The following is a 20,554-nucleotide window of genomic DNA, read 5'->3' on the forward strand; positions in this document are numbered from 1 at the left end:
TGACACGATGATCAGTCGAGTTCTCGTCGCCAACCGCGGTGAAATCGCCCGCCGCGTCTTCGCCACCTGCCGGCGGCTCGGAATCGCCACGGTGGCTGTCTACACCGATCCCGACGCCCAGTCGCCGCATGTCGACGAGGCCGATGCGCGGGTGCGCCTCGACGGCAATTTCGGCTACCTGGACGCCGATCAGCTGATCGCGGCGGCAACGGCGTCCGGTGCCGACGCGATCCACCCCGGCTACGGATTCCTCTCCGAGAACCCCGATTTCGCCAAGGCTGTCATCGACGCCGGACTGAGCTGGATCGGACCACCGGTCGCCGCGGTCGCATCGATGGGCTCCAAGATCGAGGCCAAGAAGATGATGGCCGCCGCGGGAGTTCCGGTCCTTGAGGAGCTCGATCCCGAAACCGTCACCCAAGCCCAGCTGCCAGTGCTGGTGAAGGCGTCGGCCGGCGGCGGCGGACGTGGCATGCGGGTGGTGACCGAACTGGCCGAGCTGCCCGGCCAGGTGCAGGCTGCGCGCCGGGAAGCCCAGTCGGCCTTCGGCGATCCGACCGTGTTCTGCGAGCGATACCTGCCCACCGGCCACCACGTCGAGGTGCAGGTGCTCGCCGACCAGCACGGAACGGTCTGGGCGCTCGGTGAGCGGGAGTGTTCCATCCAGCGCCGGCACCAGAAGATCATCGAGGAGGCTCCCTCTCCCCTGGTCGAACGTGTTGCAGGCATGCGCCAGAGACTGTTTGACGCCGCGCGACTTGCGGCCGATGCGATCGGATATACCGGCGCGGGCACGGTGGAGTTCCTCGCCGACGACGACGGCGAGTTCTTCTTCCTCGAAATGAACACCCGGCTGCAGGTTGAGCACCCCGTCACCGAGCTCACCACCGGTCTCGACCTGGTCGCGTTGCAGGTGGCGGTGGCCGAGGGGGAGCGGCTCGACCCTGAGCCACCTCCCGCCCGGGGGCATTCCATCGAGGCACGGATCTATGCCGAAGACCCGGCCCGCCAGTGGCAACCACAGGCCGGTCTCGTTCACCGATTCGAAGTGCCGAGCACCACAACCTCTTTCGGCCTGCTCACCGAAACCGGTATCCGGTTGGACTCCGGCATCGCTGGCTCCGCGACCGTATCCATCCACTACGACCCGATGCTGGCCAAGGTGATCTCGTACGCGCCGACCCGGCGGCGCTCCGCGCAGGTACTCGCCGACGCACTCGCCCGCACCCGCTTGCACGGCATTCGTACCAACCGCGATCTACTGGTCAATGTCCTTCGGCACCAAGCCTTCCTGGCTGGCGCTACCGACACCGCCTTCTTCGACACACACGGATTGGCCGAGCTGGCCCGGCCTCTGGCCGACGCCCGCACCGTCCGGCTCGCGGCGGTGGCCGCAGCCCTGGCCGATGCCGCCCACAACCGGGCCAGCGCCACGGCGATGGGCCACATCCCTAGCGGTTGGCGCAATGTCGTGTTGGGCAACCAGCGCAAGGCCTACCTGGACGGCACTGAGCACGAGCACCAGGTGGCGTACCGATTCACCCGCGATGCGCTGGTGCTGCCCGACGACGACGGCGTCACACTGCTGTCGGCCAAGCCGGACCAGGTGGTGCTGGCGGACGGCGGTACGGCCACAGCGTTCGACATAAGCTGCTACGGCACAGAGGTTTTCGTCGACTCACCCCGGGGCTCGGTCGCGTTGACCGCGGTACCTCGATTCCCCGAGCCGGGATCCGCCGTGGAGAAGGGATCGCTGTTGGCACCCATGCCTGGCGCCGTCATCCGCCTCGGGGCCGCGTTGGGCGACAAGGTGACGCTGGGCCAGCCCCTGGTCTGGCTCGAGGCGATGAAGATGGAACACACGATCACCGCGCCCGCCGACGGCGTGGTGACCCAACTCGATGTCAGCGTCGGCCAGCAGGTCGACGTGGGAACCGTCCTGGCCCGGGTGGAAGACCCGGCGGCAGGAGAAGGAGAGCAATGACCGACAACGGCTTCATCGAGAGCGCCGAACGCCAAGAGCTGCGCAAGGCGGTCGCCTCAATGGCGGCCGGCTACGGCTCCGCCTACTACCTGGCGAAAGCGCGGGCCGGCGAGCACACCGACGAATTGTGGTCTGAGGCAGCAAAACTCGGCTTCATCGGCGTCAACCTGCCCGAGGAGTACGGTGGCGGCGGCGCCGGCATGTACGAACTGTCCCTGGTCATGGAGGAGATGGCCGCCAGCGGCTGCGCCCTGCTCATGATGGTGGTCTCGCCGGCGATCAACGGCACGATCATCAGCAAGTTCGGCACCGAAGACCAGAAGAGGCGTTGGCTGCCCGGCATCGCCGACGGTTCGATCACGATGGCATTTGCCATCACCGAACCCGACGCCGGCTCGAATTCGCATCGCATCACCACCACCGCGCGGCGGGACGGCAGCGACTGGATCCTGTCGGGCCAGAAGGTGTACATCTCCGGTGTCGACCAAGCTCAGGCCGTACTCGTGGTGGGCCGCACCGAAGACGCCAAGACCGGCAACTTGAAGCCGGCGTTGTTCATCGTGCCGACCCATGCCCCGGGGTTCACGTTCACCAAGATCGACATGGAGATCGTCAGTCCTGAGAGCCAGTTCCAGTTGTTCATCGACGACGTCCGGCTGCCTGCCGAGGCGTTGGTGGGCTCGGAGGATGCCGCGATCGCGCAACTGTTCGCAGGTCTGAATCCGGAACGGATCATGGGTGCGGCCAACGCGATCGGAGCGGGACGGCATGTGCTCGGCAAGGCCACCGAGTACGTCAAGACCCGGCAGGTGTGGAATACGCCGATCGGCGCCCATCAGGGTATCGCGCACCCGTTGGCGCAGAACCACATTGAGCTCGAGCTGGCCAAGCTGATGATGCAAAAGGCCGCCACGCTCTACGACATCGGCGACGACTTCGGCGCTGCCGAAGCAGCCAACATGGCCAAGTACGCTGCGGGCGAGGCGTCCACCCGGGCCGTCGACCAGGCCGTGCAATCCCTCGGCGGCAACGGACTCACCAAGGAATACGGCGTCGCCTCGATGCTGACGGCGTCGCGGCTGGCGCGCATCGCCCCGGTGAGCAGGGAGATGATCCTGAACTTCGTCGCCCAGACGTCTCTGGGCCTGCCCCGGTCGTACTGATATGGCCGGCGGGCAGGAGCGAAACGACACGGGGAATGACGCAGCGCTTGTCACCTATGCCGTCGACGGTCACGTCGCCCGGCTGACCCTGGATTCGCCGCACAACCGCAACGCGTTGTCCTCACGGCTGGTCGACCAGCTGCACTCGGGGCTGCGGGCGGCTGCTGCTGATCCCGCGGTGCGGACCGTGGTGCTGGGCCATACCGGTGGCACGTTCTGTGCCGGTGCCGACCTGAGCGAAGCCTCCGACGGCGACCCCTTCGACACCACTGCCGCGCGGGCCCGCGAACTGGCGACCGTGCTGCGCGCGATCATCGAATCACCCGTGCCGGTGGTGGCGGCCATCGACGGCCATGTTCGCGCGGGCGGGCTCGGCCTGGTGGGCGCGTGCGATATCGCCGTCGCCGGCCCCCGCAGCACATTTGCGCTGACTGAGGCGCGCATCGGCGTTGCGCCCGCGATCATCTCCCTGACGCTGTTGCCCAAATTGACGCCCAGGGCCGCTGCCCGCTACTACCTCACGGGTGAGACGTTCACTGCGGCCACGGCCGCCGAGATCGGGTTGATCACCCTTTCCGCCGACGATCTCGACACCGCGATCGCGGGCGTGGTGGCGGACCTGGGCCGGGGCTCTCCCCAGGGGCTGGCGGCATCAAAAGCGCTGACCACGGCCGCGGTCCTTGCTGGATTCGACCGGGATACCGAGCGGTTGGCGGTGGAATCGGCGCGGCTGTTCGTCTCCGAGGAAGCGCGGGAAGGGATGCTGGCGTTCCTGGAGAAACGCCAGCCACGCTGGCAGCGATAACACCACTGTGAGAGATCAGCGAACACTCTTGCGGTTGCCTACCAGAGTCGTACGCTCGTAAGCGATGAGCAATTTGACACCGCGCGACGCGTCGACGCGGGCCGCTGATACAGACCGCATCCAGGTCGCTCAGCTGCTCACCGACGCCGCCGCCAAGGGACGTCTGCAGCTCGGCGAGTACGAGCACCGGCTGGCGAAGGCGTATGCCGCACAGACCTATGAGGATCTGGACCGTCTCACCGAGGATTTGCCGGAGGCAACGGAAACCACGCACCGGCGTGGCGCTTCCAAGCCCGCCCCCAAGACACTTCTGCTGGCCATCCTCAGCGGGTTCGAGCGACGCGGGCGGTGGAACGTGCCCGGCCGGATCACGACGTTCACCCTCTTCGGGGGCGGTGTGGTCGACCTCCGCTACGCCGACTTCACGTCCGCCAACGTCGAGATCCACGCGTATTCGATCATGGGCGGGCAGACGATCCTGCTGCCGCCGGAGGTCAACCTGGAGGTGCGCGGTGTCGGTGTGATGGGTGGCTTCGACCACAATGTCGACGGCCCCGGGACGCCGGGCGCACCGAAGGTCACCATCAGCGGCTTCTCGCTATGGGGCGGTGTGGGCGTCAAACGCAAGAACCGCAAACCCGGCGGCTCCGAGCAACTTTCGCCCTAGCCCGTTCGAGCCCCGAAAAGACTTCGGCCCCTTCCGATCGGAAGGGGCCGAAATCCTGTTGCAGGACTGCTACTTCGCGCTGCCACCGGTGCTCGAGCTGGAGCCGGAGCTGGACGAATCGCTCGAGGAGCTGGCGCCGGACTTGGCCTTCTTGCCGCCGAGCGCGTCCGAGATCTGCTTGCCGATCTTGGCGAGCGGGTTCGTCGGCGTGGCCGGCTTGGTCGTCTTCGGGGTGGTGCTCGTTGCGGTCTTGGCCGAGGAAGCCGTGCCGGACGTCGACGAGCTGCTGTCGGTCGACGAGCTGTCCGTCGCGGTGCTGCCGTCCGTCGAGGTGCTGCTGTCGGTCGAGACCTCAGCTGCTGCCGCTGTCTTCTTCGACGCCGCCGACGAGGCGGTGCCCGTTGTCGCGGACTTCACAGCACCCTCAACATCGTTGACGACGGTCTCGACAGCGGTAGACGCAGCACTGACCGCCTTGGTCAGCGAGCTGCTGATCGACGCGGCGCTGACCGACGCTGCCGATGCGGCCAGGCTGTCCGAGATGGACGTCGAGATGTAGGCGATGATCGCCGACAGACCGTTGGTGCTGTAGGCGAATCCGGTACCCGGGGTCGTATCCGTCGGTGCGACGTAGTCCGGGGTCTGCCCGTAGAAGTAGAGGCTGGCCAGGTATCCGGCGCCGAGCTTGACCGGACCGATGTTGAAGCTCGGCACCAGCTCCGCCGCCGAGGTCACGACCGAATTGATCAAATTGGGGATGCCGTAGTAGAACACCGCCTGCGCGGCCTTGAAGATCGGCGACGAGGTTCCGAAGATCTCACCCGCGGCCACGTAAGGGACCGCCGGGAAGCCCTCTTCGAAGAAATAGTTGTCCAGGTCGAACCCGGGGACGAACGACTCGATGGCGTTGTCCACCACGTAGTAGAGAACACCCGAGGCACCGCTGACGTAGATGTTGCTCACGCCCGGGTAGTAGGTGTTGGTCGTGGTGATGTAGCCGCCCCAGCCGAACCAGTAGGCGTCGTTGATGCCCTGGAGGGTGATGTCGGTGATCGCCGTCAGCTCATACTTCGCGGTCGACAACGCCAGCGGGGCGGGCGCGCCCACCGCCAGGTCGTGGGTCGGCAGTAAGGCCGGCGAGGCGGTGACGATGGCGGCGGCGCTCGCGAGTGCCGCGCCGGTCATCAGAAAAGGCCGAGTTCGTGACGCCATTGCTAATTCCCCTTGCTGGTGCGGGTTCGCCCAGGTCGTGACGAACTCGATGCTTTGCTGATGCGAATCTTAGAAGATCCTGATAGATACTAAGGGGCTGTTTGCCCTTCAGCAAGCGGAACGAGTGAAATTCACCACCGCCAAAATTCGCACCCATCACACCAATCACGCCGGATCGACAGGTGTCGAGTAGCCGGCCCACAGGTGTGTTACGCCTGGGTAAATAACATCACGCAGGTATTCGCTGGGACCACGGGGCGAGAAACGTTGCCGTCGACAACATCTGGGTTTGCCGCGCGGATGTGCTGAAGTCGGGCACGGCCGCCGCGTCGGCAATGGGGGGTAAAGGTTTGCTGAATACCTGAGAGATTCTGATCAGCGACGGCGACGGCGCGACCGCAGGTAGTCGCCCACGACCGCGGCGCCCAGACCGTCCAGGTCGGGAACAACTACCCGGCCCTCCACCCGTCGAGCAACCCGGTCGATGAATCTGGCGAGGTTCGGGTCGTTCCCGAGCCGGTAGATCGTTACCTGCGCTCCGAGGCGGGCGACCTCGTCGAATCCGCCCACGGTGTGCTCGATGGTCCGCCGGTGCGGCGGGTAATCAAAAAAGACCGACGCGCCTTGGCCGTCGAAATCCTCGAGGTGCGCGGTCGGCTCACCGTCGGTGACCACCAGCACCACCGGCTGGGCATTGGGATGTCGACGCAGATGCCGCACCGCCAAAGCCAGCGCATGATGCAGGTTGGTGCCTTGCTCGTAGACGCCCTCGAGTCCGGTCAGTTCGGCCGCAGTCACCGTCCGGGCGTACCGACCGAAGGCGATGATCTCGAGTGCGTCGGACCGGAACCGCGTGCTCACCAGGTGGTTGAGCGCCAACGCGGTCTGCTTCATCGGCAACCAGCGGTTCTCCATCACCATCGAGAAGGAGGTGTCGACCAGCAGCGCCACCGCCGCCTGGGTGCGGGTCTCGGTCTCCGACACCTCGACGTCGTCGACGGAGATCTGCAGCGGGCCGTCCAACGTGTGTGTGCCGGCTTGCCGTAGCACTGCGTTGGTCAGCGTGCGGGTGACGTTCCACGGCTCGGTGTCGCCGAACGCCCACGGCCTGGTCGCACCGGTCAACTCGCCGGCCGCGCCCGCGCGACGGGTGTCCCGCTCGCCGTGACGTCCCGAAAGCTGTTGGGCGACATCGCGAAGCGCGGTTTGGCCGAGTTGGCGCATCGCCTTCGGCGACAACCGCCACTGCCCGTCCGAGCCACGATCCAAGAAGCCCTGGTTCATCAGGGCTTTCTCCAACTCGGCCAGAGTCCGCGCATCGATGGCGGCCTGGTCGCCCAACTGGCGGCCCAGCGCGTCGAGGTCGACGTCGTCCATTGTCGCCCCGGCATAGCTTTGCGAGAGCTGGTCGGCAAGCTGCTCGAGTTCGGCGATATCGGCCAGCGCCTGCGCCCCTTCCCCCATGCCGAGGGGATTGTCACCGGAGAACTCCGCCGAGCCGCTCCAGTCCTCCCCCGGCCGAGCCGCCTGCAAGTGACCGTCGAGCCGGTTGAGCGCGTTCATCAGCGACGGCGAACCGAATGCCTGCTGCGCCAAGGCATCCAGCTCAGCACGCTGGTCGGCACTTAGGCTGTTGCGGAATCGCTGAGCCGCCGCGGCCCGCTTGGCCAGCGAGTCCAGCAGCTCGTCGACGTCCTTCGGATTCTCCGGGAAGTACTGGCCATGCTTGCGCATGAAGTTTTGAAAGTCCTCGGGGCTGTCCTCACCACGAGAGTGCTTGTCCAGCAAGTTGTTCAGGTCGTCGACCATCTCATTGACGGCTTGCCGGTCCTCGTCGGTGGCGTTCTCCAGCGCCTGCTTCATCCCGGCGAACCGCTGATCGAGCATCTCCCGGCCGAGCAGATCCTTGATCTGCTCGTACTTCTGCCGAGCCTCGGGGCTGCGCCAGTTGTAGTCGGACAACTCCTGGACGGCCTTGGCCGGCGACGGCGACAACGCCTCGATCTGCAGTTCGGCGAACCGTGCGTCGTCATCGAGCGCCCGTGCCAGTTCCTTGCGCTCGGACAGCACCGCCTCGTCGAGCAGCTGCTTGATCTCCTGCAACGTGCCGTCTAGATTGTTGCGGTTCAACAGCTCTCGCCGCCGACGGTTGACCTCCGCGGCCAGCCGGTCGGCACCCTTGGTGTCTTTGGTGCCGCGCCGCAGCAGCTCGGACAGTGCCCGGCGCGGCGACGTGCCCTCCATGACGTCCTGCCCGATCTGCTCGAGCGCGTCCCGCAGATCCACTGGCGGGGCCAGCGGATCGGGACCCCCGGTGTATGCCGAATACCGGGAGTCGTGTCCGTGCGGGCGTTTAGCCATAGACGGTTTCGCCTTCTTCGGTCACCTTGTCGATGCGCTTGGCCAGATACAGTGCCTCGAGCGCCAATTCCAGTGCGGCGGCGCGTTCCCCTTCGGTGTCGGCCTCGAGCCGCTTGGCGATCGCCTCGATCACCGGCAGGTCTGGCAACGCGGCCAGCACATCCTTGGCCGCCACCTGCTCACCTGTCGTCACCGCCGAGCCGCCCTCGACCGCGGACACCAGCGGGCCGACGTCGATCCCGCCGAGTACGCGCTGCGCGGTGTCGGCGGTGGCGCGGCGCAGCAGGTGCTCGAGCACCGCCTGTTCGCGGCCCTCCTCGCCGGACTCGAATTCGAGCTTGCCGCGCAGCACGTCGATCACAGTGCCGAGGTCGACCACCCGGGCCACCGGCTCGTCCTCTCCCAGCACCGCACCGCGGTGGCGGGCCGAAGCCGCGACGGTCTCGGCGGCCGCGATCGCGAACCGCGCCGAGACCCCCGAACGCTGGTCCACGGAGCTGGACTCGCGCAGGTAGCGCGCGAACCGGGCAATGATTTGCATCAAATAGGTCGGAACCGCCGCGGACAGGTGCGCTTCCTGAGTGATGACGCCAACCTCGGCGTCCAGCTCCCGTGGGTAGTGCGTGCGGATCTCGGCGCCGAACCGGTCCTTCAGCGGGGTGATGATGCGACCGCGGTTGGTGTAGTCCTCCGGGTTGGCGCTGGCGACCACCAGCACGTCCAGCGGCAGCCGCAGTGTGTAGCCGCGCACCTGGATGTCGCGTTCCTCCATCACGTTGAGCATCGAGACCTGAATGCGCTCGGCGAGATCGGGCAGCTCGTTAACGGCCACGATGCCGCGGTGCGCCCGCGGGATCAGCCCGTAGGCGATGGTTTCCGGGTCGCCCAGGCTGCGGCCTTCGGCGACCTTGATCGGGTCGATGTCGCCGACCAGATCCGCCACGCTGGTATCGGGAGTGGCGAGCTTCTCGGTGTAGCGCTGACTGCGGTGTCGCCACTCGACCGGCAGCGCGTCACCGAGGTCGGCCACCCGCCGGATCGACTGCGGGGTGATCGGGGTGTAGGGATGCTCGCCGAGTTCCGAACCGGCGATCACCGGCGTCCACTCGTCGAGCAGGTTCTGCAGCGAGCGCAGCAGCCGGGTCTTGCCCTGGCCGCGCTCGCCGAGCAGAACGAAGTCGTGCCCGGCGATCAGGGCCCGCTCCAGCTGCGGCAGGACGGTGTCCTCGAAACCGAAAATGCCTGGCCAGACATCATCGCCCTCAGCCAGCGCGACCAGCAGATTCTCCCGGATCTCTTGTTTGACGCTGCGCTCCCGGTGCCCGGTTGCGCGCAGTTCGCCAAGAGTGCGGGGGAAGTTGTCAGGTGAAGTCACCTCTCCACGCTACGACTGCCGTGCCGCGACGGCATTACGCGGTCAGCGCAACGTCATATCTGGCCGTCATATATGGCTCAGTTATGGCTCAGTGCGCGAAGTGGCGTGCCCCGGTCAGATAGAGGGTGACGCCGGCCTTGGCCGCGGCTTCAGTGACCAGATCGTCGCGCACCGAACCACCGGGATGCACGACGGCTTTGACCCCCGCCGCCGTCAGCGTCTCCAGGCCGTCCGGGAAAGGGAAGAACGCGTCGCTGGCCGCCACAGCCCCGCGCACCCGCTCGCCGCCGCGCTCCACCGCGAGCCGGGCCGCGTCGACCCGGTTGACCTGACCCATGCCGACGCCGACCGTGGCACCGTCGGCGGCGACCACGATCGCGTTGGACTTGACCGCGCGGCACGTGCGCCAGGCGAACTGCAGATCGGCAAGCGTCGCGGCGTCGGCCGGAGTTCCGGTGGCCAGCGTCCAGTTGACCGGGTCGTCGCCCGGCGCGTTGAGGGTGTCGCGTTCCTGGATCAGCAGGCCGCCGCTGATCTGGCGCAGTTCGGTCCCTTCGGTCGGCGGCTCGGCGGCGACCAGAACGCGAATGTTCTTCTTACGGGCCAAGATCTCCACCGCTCCGGGCTCGTAGGCCGGCGCGATGATCACCTCGGTAAAGATCTCCGAGACGAACTCGGCCATCTCCACGGTGACTTCGGCATTGGCGGCGATCACGCCACCGAAGGCGCTCAGCGGATCACATTCGTGGGCCTTACGGTGGGCATCGGCCACCGACACCGACGAGACGGCGATCCCGCACGGGTTGGCGTGCTTGATGATCGCCACGCAGATCTGCTCGTGATCGAACGCCGCCCGCCAGGCCGCATCGGCGTCGGTGAAGTTGTTGTAGGACATCTCTTTTCCGTGCAGCTGCTCGGCCTGCGCAAGGCCCGGCCAGCCGCCGTCGTCGCTGTAGAGCGCCGCCTGCTGGTGCGGGTTCTCGCCGTAGCGCAGCTGCGAGGTACGCCGCCAGGTCCGGCCGAACCACCGCGGGAGGAACGCAGGAGCCTCGCCGCCCTCGGGCGCCAGCACCGAACCCATCCAGCTGGCCACCGCGACGTCGTACTCCGCGGTGTGCCGAAATGCCAGCGACGCCAACTTCTGTCGCTCTGCCAGGGTGAAGCCGCCCGAGCGGACGGCGGCCAGCACGCCGTCGTAGCCAAGCGGGTCGACGACTACAGCGACGCTGGCGTGGTTCTTGGCCGACGCGCGCACCATCGACGGGCCGCCGATGTCGATCTGCTCAACACACTCGTCGACCGCGGCGCCGGAGTCGACCGTTTCGGTGAACGGGTAGAGGTTCACCACGACGAGGTCGAACGCCTCGATCTTGAGTTCCTCGAGCGCCTGCAGATGTTCGGGCTTGCGGGTGTCGGCCAGCAGGCCGGCATGGATATGTGGGTGCAGGGTCTTGACCCGGCCGTCGAGCACCTCGGGGAAGCCCGTGACGTGCTCCACCGGTGTTACCGGAATGCCTTTGTCAGCAATCGTTTTCGCCGTGGAGCCGGTGGAGACGATAGCGACACCCGCGTCGTGCAGACCTTGCGCCAGCGGAATCAGCCCGCTCTTGTCGTACACGCTGATCAGCGCGCGCCGGATCGGCCTCTTCCCGATCAATGTCTCCACCGTCATCCTATGGTCGCCTTTCTGCCACTCCAGGTCGCGCCGCGCGTTGCCAGCGCGGCCAGCACATCCACCAACAGCCGCCGTTCGGTGACTTTGATGCGTTCGTGCAATGTGTCTTCGTCGTCACTGTCCAGAATCTCGATCGCTTTCTGGGCCAAGATGGGTCCGGTGTCCACGCCCTCGTCCACCAGGTGAACGGTGCAGCCGGTGACCTTGACTCCGTACTCCAGCGCATCGGGCACCGCGTGCGCGCCGGGAAATGCCGGCAGCAGCGCGGGATGAGTGTTGACCACACGGCCGAGAAAGCGCGAAAGGAATTCCGGCCCAAGTATTTTCATGAAGCCCGCGGACACGATCAGGTCTGGGCTGTGCGCATGCGTGGCGTCGGCGATCGCGGCGTCCCATTCGGCGCGGTCGGGGTAATCCTTCAGCCGCACAGAAAACGTGGGGATCGACGCGGCCTTCGCGATGTCCACGGCCGGGCAGTCGCGATCCACTCCGACGGCGACGACTCGCGCCGGATAGTCGCCGACGGCCGAGGCCAACAGTGACTGCAGCAGCGACCCGGTGCCCGATGCCAGGACGACAAGTCGCGCCGGCGCGCTCGGGGGGACGTGGATCGGATGCCGCACGGCGATGAGCCTAGCGGGAACGACGCTGTACGCACGCAGCACTGACCCTCGCCCGCGAGCCAATGGCGTCGCTCGCGGGAAGCTGCTAGTTTGCTGTGGACCCGTGGATCGCCGCTTCTATGGGTGAGCAACGCCGAGCAGCGAAAACGGCTGCGGTGTATCGGATAGCAACGGGCTCGGTGTTCGCGATGACCGTTTTTGTGACTCAGGGCAGCGCCGCCCGGGAGGTTGTGACGTGATCGACGTGCGAGCCGCATTCGCGGCACCCCTGCTGGCCATTGCGATGGCGGCTGCTACCTGTGCCGTGAGCAACGCGTCTCCCGACGTCGTCGGCAAGACGTTCGACGAGGCCAACTCGATACTGCGGTCGGCCGGGTACGCCGCGGTCGTCGTCACCACATTGGGTGGACGAACGGACCGGTCCGATTGCATCGTGACCCAACAGGGGAGCCGCCAGTCATCCAACGGGCAGGAGGCCTTGCTCGCGCTGAACTGCAACGCGCCGCTCGCGGGCCCCGGTGTGCCAGGAAACTCCGCCGGCAGTCCCGCCGGCCGAGCGGCAGCAGCGGCGGTGGTCCGCGTATCCAAGGCCAACGTCGAACAATCGCTGGTGAGCCAACTCGCAACGAGCCCCGGCCCGGCGTGGGCGCAGTGCTCTGGTGATCTGGTTGGAACGATCGACAGCAGCATCGACTGCACGGTGCTGGCCAATCATGAGAAGCAGACGTACACCTTGACCGTCAGCGGCGTCGAGGACGGCCGGATCAGCTACAACATCGCCCCGAAGGCGTAGCAGCTCGTCGCCCGCTGGTTCACAGACACCTCAGCGTTCGAGCGGCCCGGACTCGATGTCGTCGTCGACGATCATCAAGTCCTCGACGTCCTCGAGGTTGGGCGCCGGCCGCACCGGCGGCGGGGGTGGCGGCGGCGACACGACGGGTTCAGACTCGGCCGCCGGTTCGGGATCGGGTTCGGGCTCGGGCGCGAGCACTTCGGTCACGTCGGATATCGGGGCGGTCAACGCGTCGTCGTCGGCGTCGGCGAACGCCGGTTCCTCGATCGGCGGTTCCGGTTTGGGCGGCTTGATCCGTCTGGGCCTGCGCCGGAGGCCACCGCTCATCACGACCGTGACCGCCCCGATGGCGAAAAACCAGAAGAACACCGCCGGCCCGAATGTGGTCTGGTCCACTCCGATATCACCGAAGTTGCCCAGCCGGCCGCCGCCGGCGTAACCCAGCACGACCATCACGACGGCCGCCAGCAGCGAGGCGACAGCCAACTTGCCCAGTGCCGACGGCCACGGCAGCGGCCGTCGGGCGCACTGCTGCCCTACCGCCACCCCGGAGGCGGCACCGACGATCAGCAGCGCCACCCACACCGGCCCCAGCGGTGGCGTCGGCACCGCAGCCAGGATCGGTAGCGCCGGGATATCCCCGCCGAAGACGGTGAACGAGCTGAAGGTCGCAAAGCCGATGTGGGCGCTGGACCCGACCGCCACCGCCGACGTCCCGACGATCACGTTGGGCACGTACAACCCAGACAACAAGGTGAGGCTGAGCTGACCGAACACAGAGTCGGTCACCGCGTACAGCTCATGCATGGTGCCCCAGTGCACGACCAGTGAGACCGCGGTGACCGCGCCGGACAGCCCGAGCAGCGCCAGCAGGCCCGCCGTCGCGGCGCGCACGGTGTCGCCGAGCCAGATCGGCAACCGCAGCGCCCGCAACGCCCGCCAGCCCACCTGAGACCCGACCCCGATCAGCGCGCCGATGCCGTGTACCGCCAGCACGCCGGAGAACGCGCGCAATGCGCTGGGTGTCTGCAGTTCGGTGATCACCGACGAAGCGTCGTGGATGACGGCCAGGGCGATCGCGGCGAACAGCATCGGACCGCCCAACGCCGATGCGACGATCCAGCGAGTCACGAACCAGGACGCGCGCGGTGAGGTCGCACGCGCCGTGGCGCGCGCGGTCCCCCACACCATCAGCAGTACCGGCAGCAATGGCAGAACGGCCAATTGGTGCCCGGCGATCGAGATGGGCACCTGATGCACGGCCAGCCACATGCTGGCGATCGCACCGAGGGTGCCGGTCATATCGCTGTTGGCGATGACGAGTTGCAGCAGCGTCACCGCGGCGATCACGACCAACGCCACCAGCGACGGCCCGAATGCGACCCGCACCAGGTCACTAGCCTGGCGCGCCCCGACTGGTCGCCTGTCCTCCATCCGTGTCACTCGTCGCGCCAGTCAGACGTGCGGCGCGACGAGTGCCCGGTTACGACGGGGTGGGACCCGATGACGGCGACGATGACGGCGCCTGAGGCTGTTCCGGCTGCGCGGGAGGCTGCTGCTGACCGGTCGACGGTGGCGGGCTGAAGCTCGGGAAGCCGGTCGGCGGCGTCGGCGGCCCGTTCTGGGCGCCGATCCCACCGAATCCGCCGCTGGCCGGGGCCGATGAGTAGCCGCCGCCGTACTGCGACGGGTAACCCGGACGCGGCGGAAGCCCCGGCGGCGGGCCCTGTGGACCCGGCTGGCCGTAGTAGCCGCCGGGCGGTGGGCCGTACTGACCGAACTGCTCGTAGCGCGGGCGCGGTGCCGGGGCGCTGATGATGCCGGCCTCCAGCAGCAGCGCCGCCACGGCGGCGACGGTCTGCAGCAAGGTGAAGGCGACCATCAGCCAGAGCCCCCAGCCGACGGTGGTGCCGGTCGGCTTACCGAGAACCTGGGCGATCGCGAGCAGCAGCCCCACGCCCGACGCTGCCGCGATGACGCCGCCATAGTCTCTGGCCTTGGGCAGCAGGCTGGCCGCGGCCAGCAGCGCACCGACGAGCGTGGCGAGCACCGGGAAACCGCCGCCACCGGCGGTCAGCTCAGCGCCGCCGAAAGGGCCGAGGTCGGCCTTGATGACCAGTATCGGCCCGAAGCTGGCCAGGTAGGCGGCCAAGCCCAGCACGATCACGGCGACGTTCAGGTACTGCGGCAGCTTGCTCGGTCCGGCCTCAGTGGGTACGTACGACGGCGCCGGAGCGCCGTAGGGACCTGGTGGCTGCGACGGCGGATAGCCCGGGTTCGTGGGCGGGTAAGTCATGGCCTCTCCTTCAGCCTTGTCACGCCGCGCGTCCCCCGGCGCTGCGTCGGTTGTGGCTTGCGAACGGACCCGCAGGTCGGCGTTCGCACACCACGCTAGCGCACGCCGCCGTGGCGACCGTGACCATCGGCGTGTCACACAGGCAGTTGGCAAACGGCCGTCAGGGGTCAGGCCGATGCCTGAAGCGGCGCTCCGATCGAATCGCTTTCGGCGGCTTCGATTTCGCGCACCAGTGGCAGCACGCGGGCCCCGAAGTACTCGATCTCCTCCTGGAAGTGCAGGAAGCCACCGAGGATGAGGTCGACACCGCGCTTGCGGTAGGCGGCGATGCGTTCGGCGATCTGCTCGGGTGTTCCGATCAGCTGGGTACGGAATCCGTCGTTGTATTGGACCAGGTCTTCGAACGACGAATCCGCCCACATGCCGCGCTTGTCGCCGGTGGAGCTGCCGGCCTGCTGTACCGCGGCGTGGAAACCCTCGACCGCGGGCCGGTTGGCCTTGGCGATGATCTCGCGAAGGACTTCCTTTGCTTCTCTTTCTGAGTCCCTGGCGATGATGAACCCGTTGAGCCCGAAGTTGACTTCCCGGCGCGCGTCGCGGGCATGGTCGCGAACCTCGACGAGCTGCTCGGTGACGCCGTCGAAATCCTTGCCATTGGAGAAGTACCAGTCGGCGTAGTGGCCGCCGTTGCGCCGTGCGGCAGTGGAGTTTCCGCCCTGGAAGATCTCGGGGTTGGGGCGCTCGGCGGTGTTCAGCGGTTTGGGCTTGAGGGTGAAATCGTGGATGCGGTAGAAGTCGCCGCGGAATTCAACGTCGTCCTCGGTCCAGATCTTGCGCAGCAGCTGTAGGAATTCAGCGCTGCGCCGGTAGCGCTCGTCGTGCTCCAGCCACGGCTCGCCCAGGTGGGTGAATTCGTCCTTGAACCAACCGGACACGACGTTGACGGCGAAGCGGCCGCCGGAGAGGTGGTCGGCGGTGGCGCCGAGCTTGGCCAGCACCCCGGGGTGCCAGAGGCCGGGGTGGACGGCGGCGATGAGCTTGAGCCGTTGGGTGGCCAGCAGCAGGGCCAGCGAGAAGCTGGTGGATTCGTGCTGATACTCCGCGCCGTAGCTGGCCTCGTACCGGACCTGGGACAGCGCGTACTCGAACCCGTTGTTCTCGGCGGTCTGCGCAAGCTTGACGTTGTAGTCGTAATTCCAGTCGGTGCGCTGCTCGATGGTGCTGGTGACCAGTCCACCACTGACGTTGGGAACCCAGTAGGCAAATTTCACGTGGTCCGCGATGCGTTCGGTCGTCATGGTCGCCCATGCTCGCGAGGGTTATCGCCGGGGTCACCCCTTTAACTCGCCGAGAGTGCAGGTGTCGACCACCGGGACCGAGCCTTGCCCGGGGGTAGGCAACAAGCTCTAATTCAGCCCATGGATTACGGGCTCGTTCTGTTCACCAGTGACCGCGGCATCACCCCTGCGGCGGCGGCCAAACTCGCCGACGACCACGGCTTCACGACGTTCTATGTGCCCGAGCACACGCACATCCCGGTCAAGCGTGAGGCCGCGCACCCCACCACCGGTGACGAGTCGCTGCCCGACGACCGCTACATGCGCACCCTGGATCCGTGGGTCAGCCTGGGCACCGCGGCGGCGGTGACCTCCAAGGTCCGGCTGTCCACCGCGGTGGCGCTGCCCGTTGAACACGATCCCATCACGCTGGCGAAATCGATTGCGTCACTTGATCATCTGTCGGGGGGCCGGGTCAGTCTGGGGGTCGGCTTCGGCTGGAACACCGACGAGCTGGCCGACCATGGGGTGCCGGCCGGGCGGCGTCGCACCTGCCTGCGCGAGTACCTCGAGGCGATGCGGGCACTGTGGACGCAGGAAGAAGCTGAATACGACGGCGAATTCGTGAAGTTCGGACCCAGTTGGGCCTGGCCCAAGCCGGTGCAGTCGCACATCCCGGTGCTCGTCGGCGCAGCCGGAACCGAGAAGAACTTCAAGTGGATCGCCCGCAGCGCCGACGGCTGGATCACCACCCCACGTGACTTCGACATCGACGAGCCGGTGAAGCTGCTGCACGACACCTGGGCGGCCGCTGGTCGCGAAGGCGCCCCGCAGATCGTCGCTCTGGACTTCAAGCCGGTGCCCGAGAAGTTGGCGCACTGGAAGGACATTGGCGTCACCGAGGTGCTCTTTGGATTGCCGGACAAGCCGGCCGAGGAGATCGCCGGTTACGTGGAGCGGCTGGCCGGCAAGCTCTCTGCCTTGGACCTCTAAGGTACGACGGGCATGCTGGGTGCATGCTCGATCCGACACCCGTGCACACCAACCGACGCCGGGCCCTGGCCTTCGGTGCGGTCGCGTCCGATTACGACCGCTTTCGACCGCGCTACCCACAGGCGCTCATCGATCGACTGGCGACTCGTCCCGGCTTGAGGGTTCTCGATGTGGGGGCCGGCACCGGAATCCTGTCAGCTCAATTGGCCGCCGCAGGGGCCGATGTGTTGGCGGTCGAGCCGGATGAGCAGATGGCGGCGGTGGGCGGATCTAAGGGAATTCTCTACGAGTGCAGCACATTTGAGGATTGGCAGGCAGGCGGCCGCACATTCGACCTGATCACCTTCGGGCAGTCGTTTCACTGGGTCGACCCGTCGGTGGCGCTGCCCAAGCTGGCGGCGCTGCTGAATCCCGGCGGCCGGCTGGTTTTGGCGTGGAACCGCATCAAACCGGCCGAGCCATTACGCCAGGAAATCGAAAGCATCTCTGCCGAATTCGGCGCCACCACGCCGGCCGCGAACTCCGCGAACAACGCCGAGACCGCTCTGCAGACGCTGGAGGGCACCTCGGATTTCGAGGTCGAACTGATCGAGGTCAGCGAAAACCTTCACTACGCAGGAGAGGACTGGTTGAGTCTGGTGTTCACTCACTCCAACCACATCATCCTGGAACCCGGAATTCAGACCGAACTACGCCAACGGCTCCGGACCCTGATCGGCGACGCCGGGGTCAGCGCGACGAACAATGCGCTGGCACTGGACTGCAGTCTCAGGCCAGAACTGCCCGGTTTTTCCCGTCCTCGCCGGCAGTGACGGTGATCTTCGCGCCCAGCGGGTCGCCGGTGGTCATCAGCGTCACCAGGTCGTCGTCGGTGCTGATCGCCATGAAGCGGCTGCCGTCGGCGTCCAACCGGCCGATGATCACACCGGTACGCTCCGGCCAGTCGTAGCGCACTGAGTACGTCTCGATCACGCCTGCGCCGTTCGCGTTTCGGGTGACCGCGAGCTTCGGCAGGGCAGCGATGTCAGCCTGCAGCTCCTTGCTGCGATCAGGCGCCCAGTCGACCGGGGTGGTCGAGTACACACCCACCGAATACTTGCTCATCACACCGCCATTGGCGCCCACCAGCCCGAACGCACCCGGCTTGTCCCGCATCGCGGCGACGGTTTCGGCAATACCGTGCAGCGAATAGCTGTTGCCCGGTCCACCGAAGTACGGCAGCCCACCGGTGAGGGTGAGCCCGCGCGGATCGTTTGCGGCCAGCCCGAAGTCGTCGCACACCGCGAAGACGGGGAAGGGAAAGCAGCTGTACAGGTCGAAGGTCGCCACGTCGTCGATGGTGATTCCGGCACCCCGAAGTGCCTCTGCCACAGCCTGTTTCTCCGAGTAGCTGACGCTGACGTCTTCGCGGTCCAGTAGATCCTGCTCGCGCTGGTCGGCGTGCCCGTGCAGGTACACCCACTTCTCTTCGGGCACACCGAGTTTGCGGGCGGCCTCGACGGACATGAGGACCGCGGCAGCACCCTGGTTGACTGTGTCGCGGGCAACCATCAACCGCGGATAGGGGTCGCAGATCATCCGGTTATCGGCGGTGACCGTGGCCAGTTCCTCGACCGAACGCTCCACCGGTGACGACGAAAACGGGTTTTTGGCAGCCACTTTGGAGAACGGCGCGAACAGCTCCGCCATCTTCAGCCGGTATTCCTCGACGCTCAAGCCCAGCCGCGCCCGGCGCGCGTTGTCCAGCAGCCCGTACTGCACGGGCGCGCCGCTCAGGCCGTGTTTGGCGGTGTACTCGCTCATGTATTGCTCGAAACCGTAGCCAAGGTCGTCCAGCTGCCCGCCGACGGTCTCGCTGTGGTCGGGTCCATCGTCGCGGCCCGCGAACGTCTTCAGCGTCGAGCCGTTCTCCGAACCGAGGATCAACGCCACCTCGAGATCGCCTGCCGCTATCGCCCCGCCGAACTCCGAGACCAACTTCTGCGGACCGTTGCCGCCGATCGGCTCGAGCACCGCGCGCTCGGGGTCGGCACCGACACGATTGGCGACCGAGCGGATGTAGTTGTCGGAGCAACCCAGCGGCGCGGTGGCGTACGGCGTGCAGATCTCAAACTGCCGCAGTCCGGCGAACACCTGAATGGCCTTGGCGACGGCGGTGACATCCGCCCCGGTGTCCGCCAGCGCGGCACGGACCGCCTCCGTGGCCAGCTCGACGGCTGACATGCCGCGGTAGTCCGGATCGTCGATGCGCTCGGTGAACTGCCCAACGCCGACGATGACTGGGGTACGCGGATCGACCATAGTTCGACAGGCTAATAGAACACGTTACTGTTTTGCCAACCGGGGACTCCCCCACCAGAGACAGAATCGCCCTGACAGCAGCGTGTCAGGGCGATTCTGTGTCTGCTCGCGTGAAATGGCTTACAGCCCCGCCAGGATCTCCCGGGCCAGCGCGGCGGTCTCCGACGGCGTCTTGCCGACCTTGACCCCGGCGGCCTCGAGGGCCTCCTTCTTGCCCTGCGCGGTGCCGGCGCCGTCGGACACGATGGCACCGGCGTGGCCCATCGTCTTGCCCTCCGGTGCGGTGAAGCCGGCGACGTACCCGACGACCGGCTTGGAGACGTTGGCCTTGATGTAGGCGCCCGCCTTCTCCTCGGCGTCGCCGCCGATCTCGCCGATCATGACAATGATCTTGGTCTCGGGATCCTTCTCGAACGCCTCGATGGCGTCGATGTGGGTGGTGCCGATGACCGGGTCGCCGCCGATGCCAATCGCGGTCGAGAAGCCGAGATCGCGCAACTCGTACATCATCTGGTAGGTCAGCGTGCCGGACTTGGACACCAGCCCGATCGGTCCCTTGCCGGTGATGTTGTTCGGCGTGATGCCGACGAGCGACTCACCGGGAGTGATGATGCCAGGACAGTTCGGGCCGATGATGCGGGTCTTCTGACCCTTCTCAACGTTGTAGGCCCACGCATATGCGCTGTCCTGCACCGGGATTCCCTCGGTGATGACGACCAGCAGCGGGATCTCGGCGTCGATGGCCTCGATGATGGCGTCCTTCGAGAACGCCGGCGGCACGAAGGCGATCGAGACGTCGGCGCCGGTCTTCTTGATGGCTTCACTCACGCTGCCGAACACCGGCAGCTCGATGTCGTTGCCGTCCTTGTCTTTATGCGAGACGGTCGTGCCGGCCTTGCGCGCGTTCACGCCGCCGACCACCTGGGTGCCGGCCTTGAGCATCAGCGCCGTGTGCTTGGTGCCCTCGCCGCCAGTGATGCCCTGGACGATGACCTTGTTATTCGCGTTCAGAAAAATGGACACGAGTCA

The 20,554-nt window shown here is 66.7% G+C and carries 17 protein-coding genes; 7 read left to right on the forward strand and 10 right to left on the reverse strand.

Features of this window, described 5'->3' with window-relative positions; translation table 11 throughout:
* Positions 1-7 precede the first annotated feature (7 nt).
* The 4 genes from CG716_RS13225 to CG716_RS13240 all read left to right on the forward strand — a co-directional run bounded on the left by CG716_RS13225 (position 8) and on the right by CG716_RS13240 (position 4,619).
* Positions 8-1,984 carry an acetyl/propionyl/methylcrotonyl-CoA carboxylase subunit alpha gene (locus CG716_RS13225; protein ID WP_094480281.1) on the forward strand — a complete coding sequence of 659 codons (1,977 nt, stop codon included), beginning with the start codon at positions 8-10 and terminating at the stop codon, positions 1,982-1,984.
* Complete coding sequence (locus CG716_RS13230) at positions 1,981-3,147, forward strand: acyl-CoA dehydrogenase family protein (protein ID WP_094480170.1); 1,167 nt, start codon at positions 1,981-1,983, stop codon at positions 3,145-3,147. The genes CG716_RS13225 and CG716_RS13230 overlap by 4 nt, the downstream gene beginning before the upstream one ends.
* 1 nt (position 3,148) lies before the next feature.
* Complete coding sequence (locus CG716_RS13235; protein ID WP_094480172.1) at positions 3,149-3,952, forward strand: enoyl-CoA hydratase family protein; 804 nt, start codon at positions 3,149-3,151, stop codon at positions 3,950-3,952.
* Between the two features lie 64 nt (positions 3,953-4,016).
* Positions 4,017-4,619, forward strand: coding sequence for a DUF1707 SHOCT-like domain-containing protein (locus CG716_RS13240; RefSeq protein ID WP_094480174.1), 603 nt, complete (start codon positions 4,017-4,019; stop codon positions 4,617-4,619).
* 69 nt (positions 4,620-4,688) lie between these two features.
* On the opposite strand, the gene CG716_RS13245 is transcribed toward CG716_RS13240, so the two are convergent.
* The 5 genes from CG716_RS13245 to purN form a co-directional block, all read right to left on the reverse strand.
* Positions 4,689-5,831, reverse strand: coding sequence for a hypothetical protein (locus CG716_RS13245; protein ID WP_133066934.1), 1,143 nt, complete (start codon positions 5,829-5,831; stop codon positions 4,689-4,691).
* 375 nt (positions 5,832-6,206) lie between these two features.
* On the reverse strand, positions 6,207-8,192 hold the full coding sequence (locus CG716_RS13250) for a VWA domain-containing protein (RefSeq protein ID WP_094480178.1): 1,986 nt from the start codon (positions 8,190-8,192) through the stop codon (positions 6,207-6,209).
* On the reverse strand, positions 8,185-9,567 hold the full coding sequence (locus CG716_RS13255) for a sigma 54-interacting transcriptional regulator (protein WP_094480180.1): 1,383 nt from the start codon (positions 9,565-9,567) through the stop codon (positions 8,185-8,187). The genes CG716_RS13250 and CG716_RS13255 overlap by 8 nt, the downstream gene beginning before the upstream one ends.
* An 88-nt stretch (positions 9,568-9,655) precedes the next feature.
* On the reverse strand, positions 9,656-11,239 hold the full coding sequence (gene purH / locus CG716_RS13260) for a bifunctional phosphoribosylaminoimidazolecarboxamide formyltransferase/IMP cyclohydrolase (protein WP_094480182.1): 1,584 nt from the start codon (positions 11,237-11,239) through the stop codon (positions 9,656-9,658).
* The gene (gene purN, locus CG716_RS13265) at positions 11,236-11,865 is read right to left on the reverse strand and encodes a phosphoribosylglycinamide formyltransferase (RefSeq protein ID WP_094480282.1); all 630 of its coding nucleotides are present in this window, start codon (positions 11,863-11,865) and stop codon (positions 11,236-11,238) included. Before purN ends, purH begins: the two co-directional genes overlap by 4 nt.
* Positions 11,866-12,100: 235 nt before the next feature.
* Here purN and CG716_RS30530 point away from each other — a divergent pair, with 235 nt between their 5' ends.
* Positions 12,101-12,658 (forward strand): PASTA domain-containing protein, encoded by a 558-nt coding sequence (locus tag CG716_RS30530; protein WP_207760669.1) that lies wholly within the window; start codon positions 12,101-12,103, stop codon positions 12,656-12,658.
* A 30-nt stretch (positions 12,659-12,688) separates the two neighbouring features.
* Here the strand turns inward: CG716_RS30530 and CG716_RS13275 are convergent, their stop codons facing one another.
* The 3 genes from CG716_RS13275 to sfnG form a co-directional block, all read right to left on the reverse strand.
* Entirely contained in the window at positions 12,689-14,092 is a 1,404-nt protein-coding gene (locus CG716_RS13275; protein WP_094480184.1) for a cell division protein PerM, read from the reverse strand.
* Between the two features lie 49 nt (positions 14,093-14,141).
* Positions 14,142-14,954: a DUF5336 domain-containing protein gene (locus tag CG716_RS13280; protein WP_094480186.1), complete on the reverse strand. Its 813-nt coding sequence runs from the start codon at positions 14,952-14,954 to the stop codon at positions 14,142-14,144.
* 167 nt (positions 14,955-15,121) lie between these two features.
* Positions 15,122-16,252, reverse strand: coding sequence for a dimethylsulfone monooxygenase SfnG (gene sfnG, locus CG716_RS13285; protein ID WP_094480188.1), 1,131 nt, complete (start codon positions 16,250-16,252; stop codon positions 15,122-15,124).
* 120 nt (positions 16,253-16,372) lie between these two features.
* Here sfnG and CG716_RS13290 point away from each other — a divergent pair, with 120 nt between their 5' ends.
* Positions 16,373-17,224 carry an LLM class F420-dependent oxidoreductase gene (locus tag CG716_RS13290; protein ID WP_094480189.1) on the forward strand — a complete coding sequence of 284 codons (852 nt, stop codon included), beginning with the start codon at positions 16,373-16,375 and terminating at the stop codon, positions 17,222-17,224.
* Between the two features lie 41 nt (positions 17,225-17,265).
* The gene (locus tag CG716_RS13295) at positions 17,266-18,036 is read left to right on the forward strand and encodes a methyltransferase domain-containing protein (RefSeq protein WP_165774139.1); all 771 of its coding nucleotides are present in this window, start codon (positions 17,266-17,268) and stop codon (positions 18,034-18,036) included.
* Here the strand turns inward: CG716_RS13295 and CG716_RS13300 are convergent.
* Together CG716_RS13300 and sucD are read right to left on the reverse strand one after the other, a co-directional pair.
* The gene (locus tag CG716_RS13300; protein WP_094480193.1) at positions 17,993-19,525 is read right to left on the reverse strand and encodes an acetyl-CoA acetyltransferase; all 1,533 of its coding nucleotides are present in this window, start codon (positions 19,523-19,525) and stop codon (positions 17,993-17,995) included. The two genes, CG716_RS13295 and CG716_RS13300, sit on opposite strands and share 44 nt — an antisense overlap.
* A gap of 120 nt (positions 19,526-19,645) precedes the next feature.
* Positions 19,646-20,548: a succinate--CoA ligase subunit alpha gene (sucD, locus tag CG716_RS13305; protein ID WP_094480195.1), complete on the reverse strand. Its 903-nt coding sequence runs from the start codon at positions 20,546-20,548 to the stop codon at positions 19,646-19,648.
* Positions 20,549-20,554 lie beyond the last annotated feature (6 nt).

Origin of the sequence: Mycolicibacterium sphagni, from assembly GCF_002250655.1 — a bacterium.
In the GTDB taxonomy this organism is placed as follows: Bacteria; Actinomycetota; Actinomycetes; order Mycobacteriales; family Mycobacteriaceae; genus Mycobacterium; species Mycobacterium sphagni.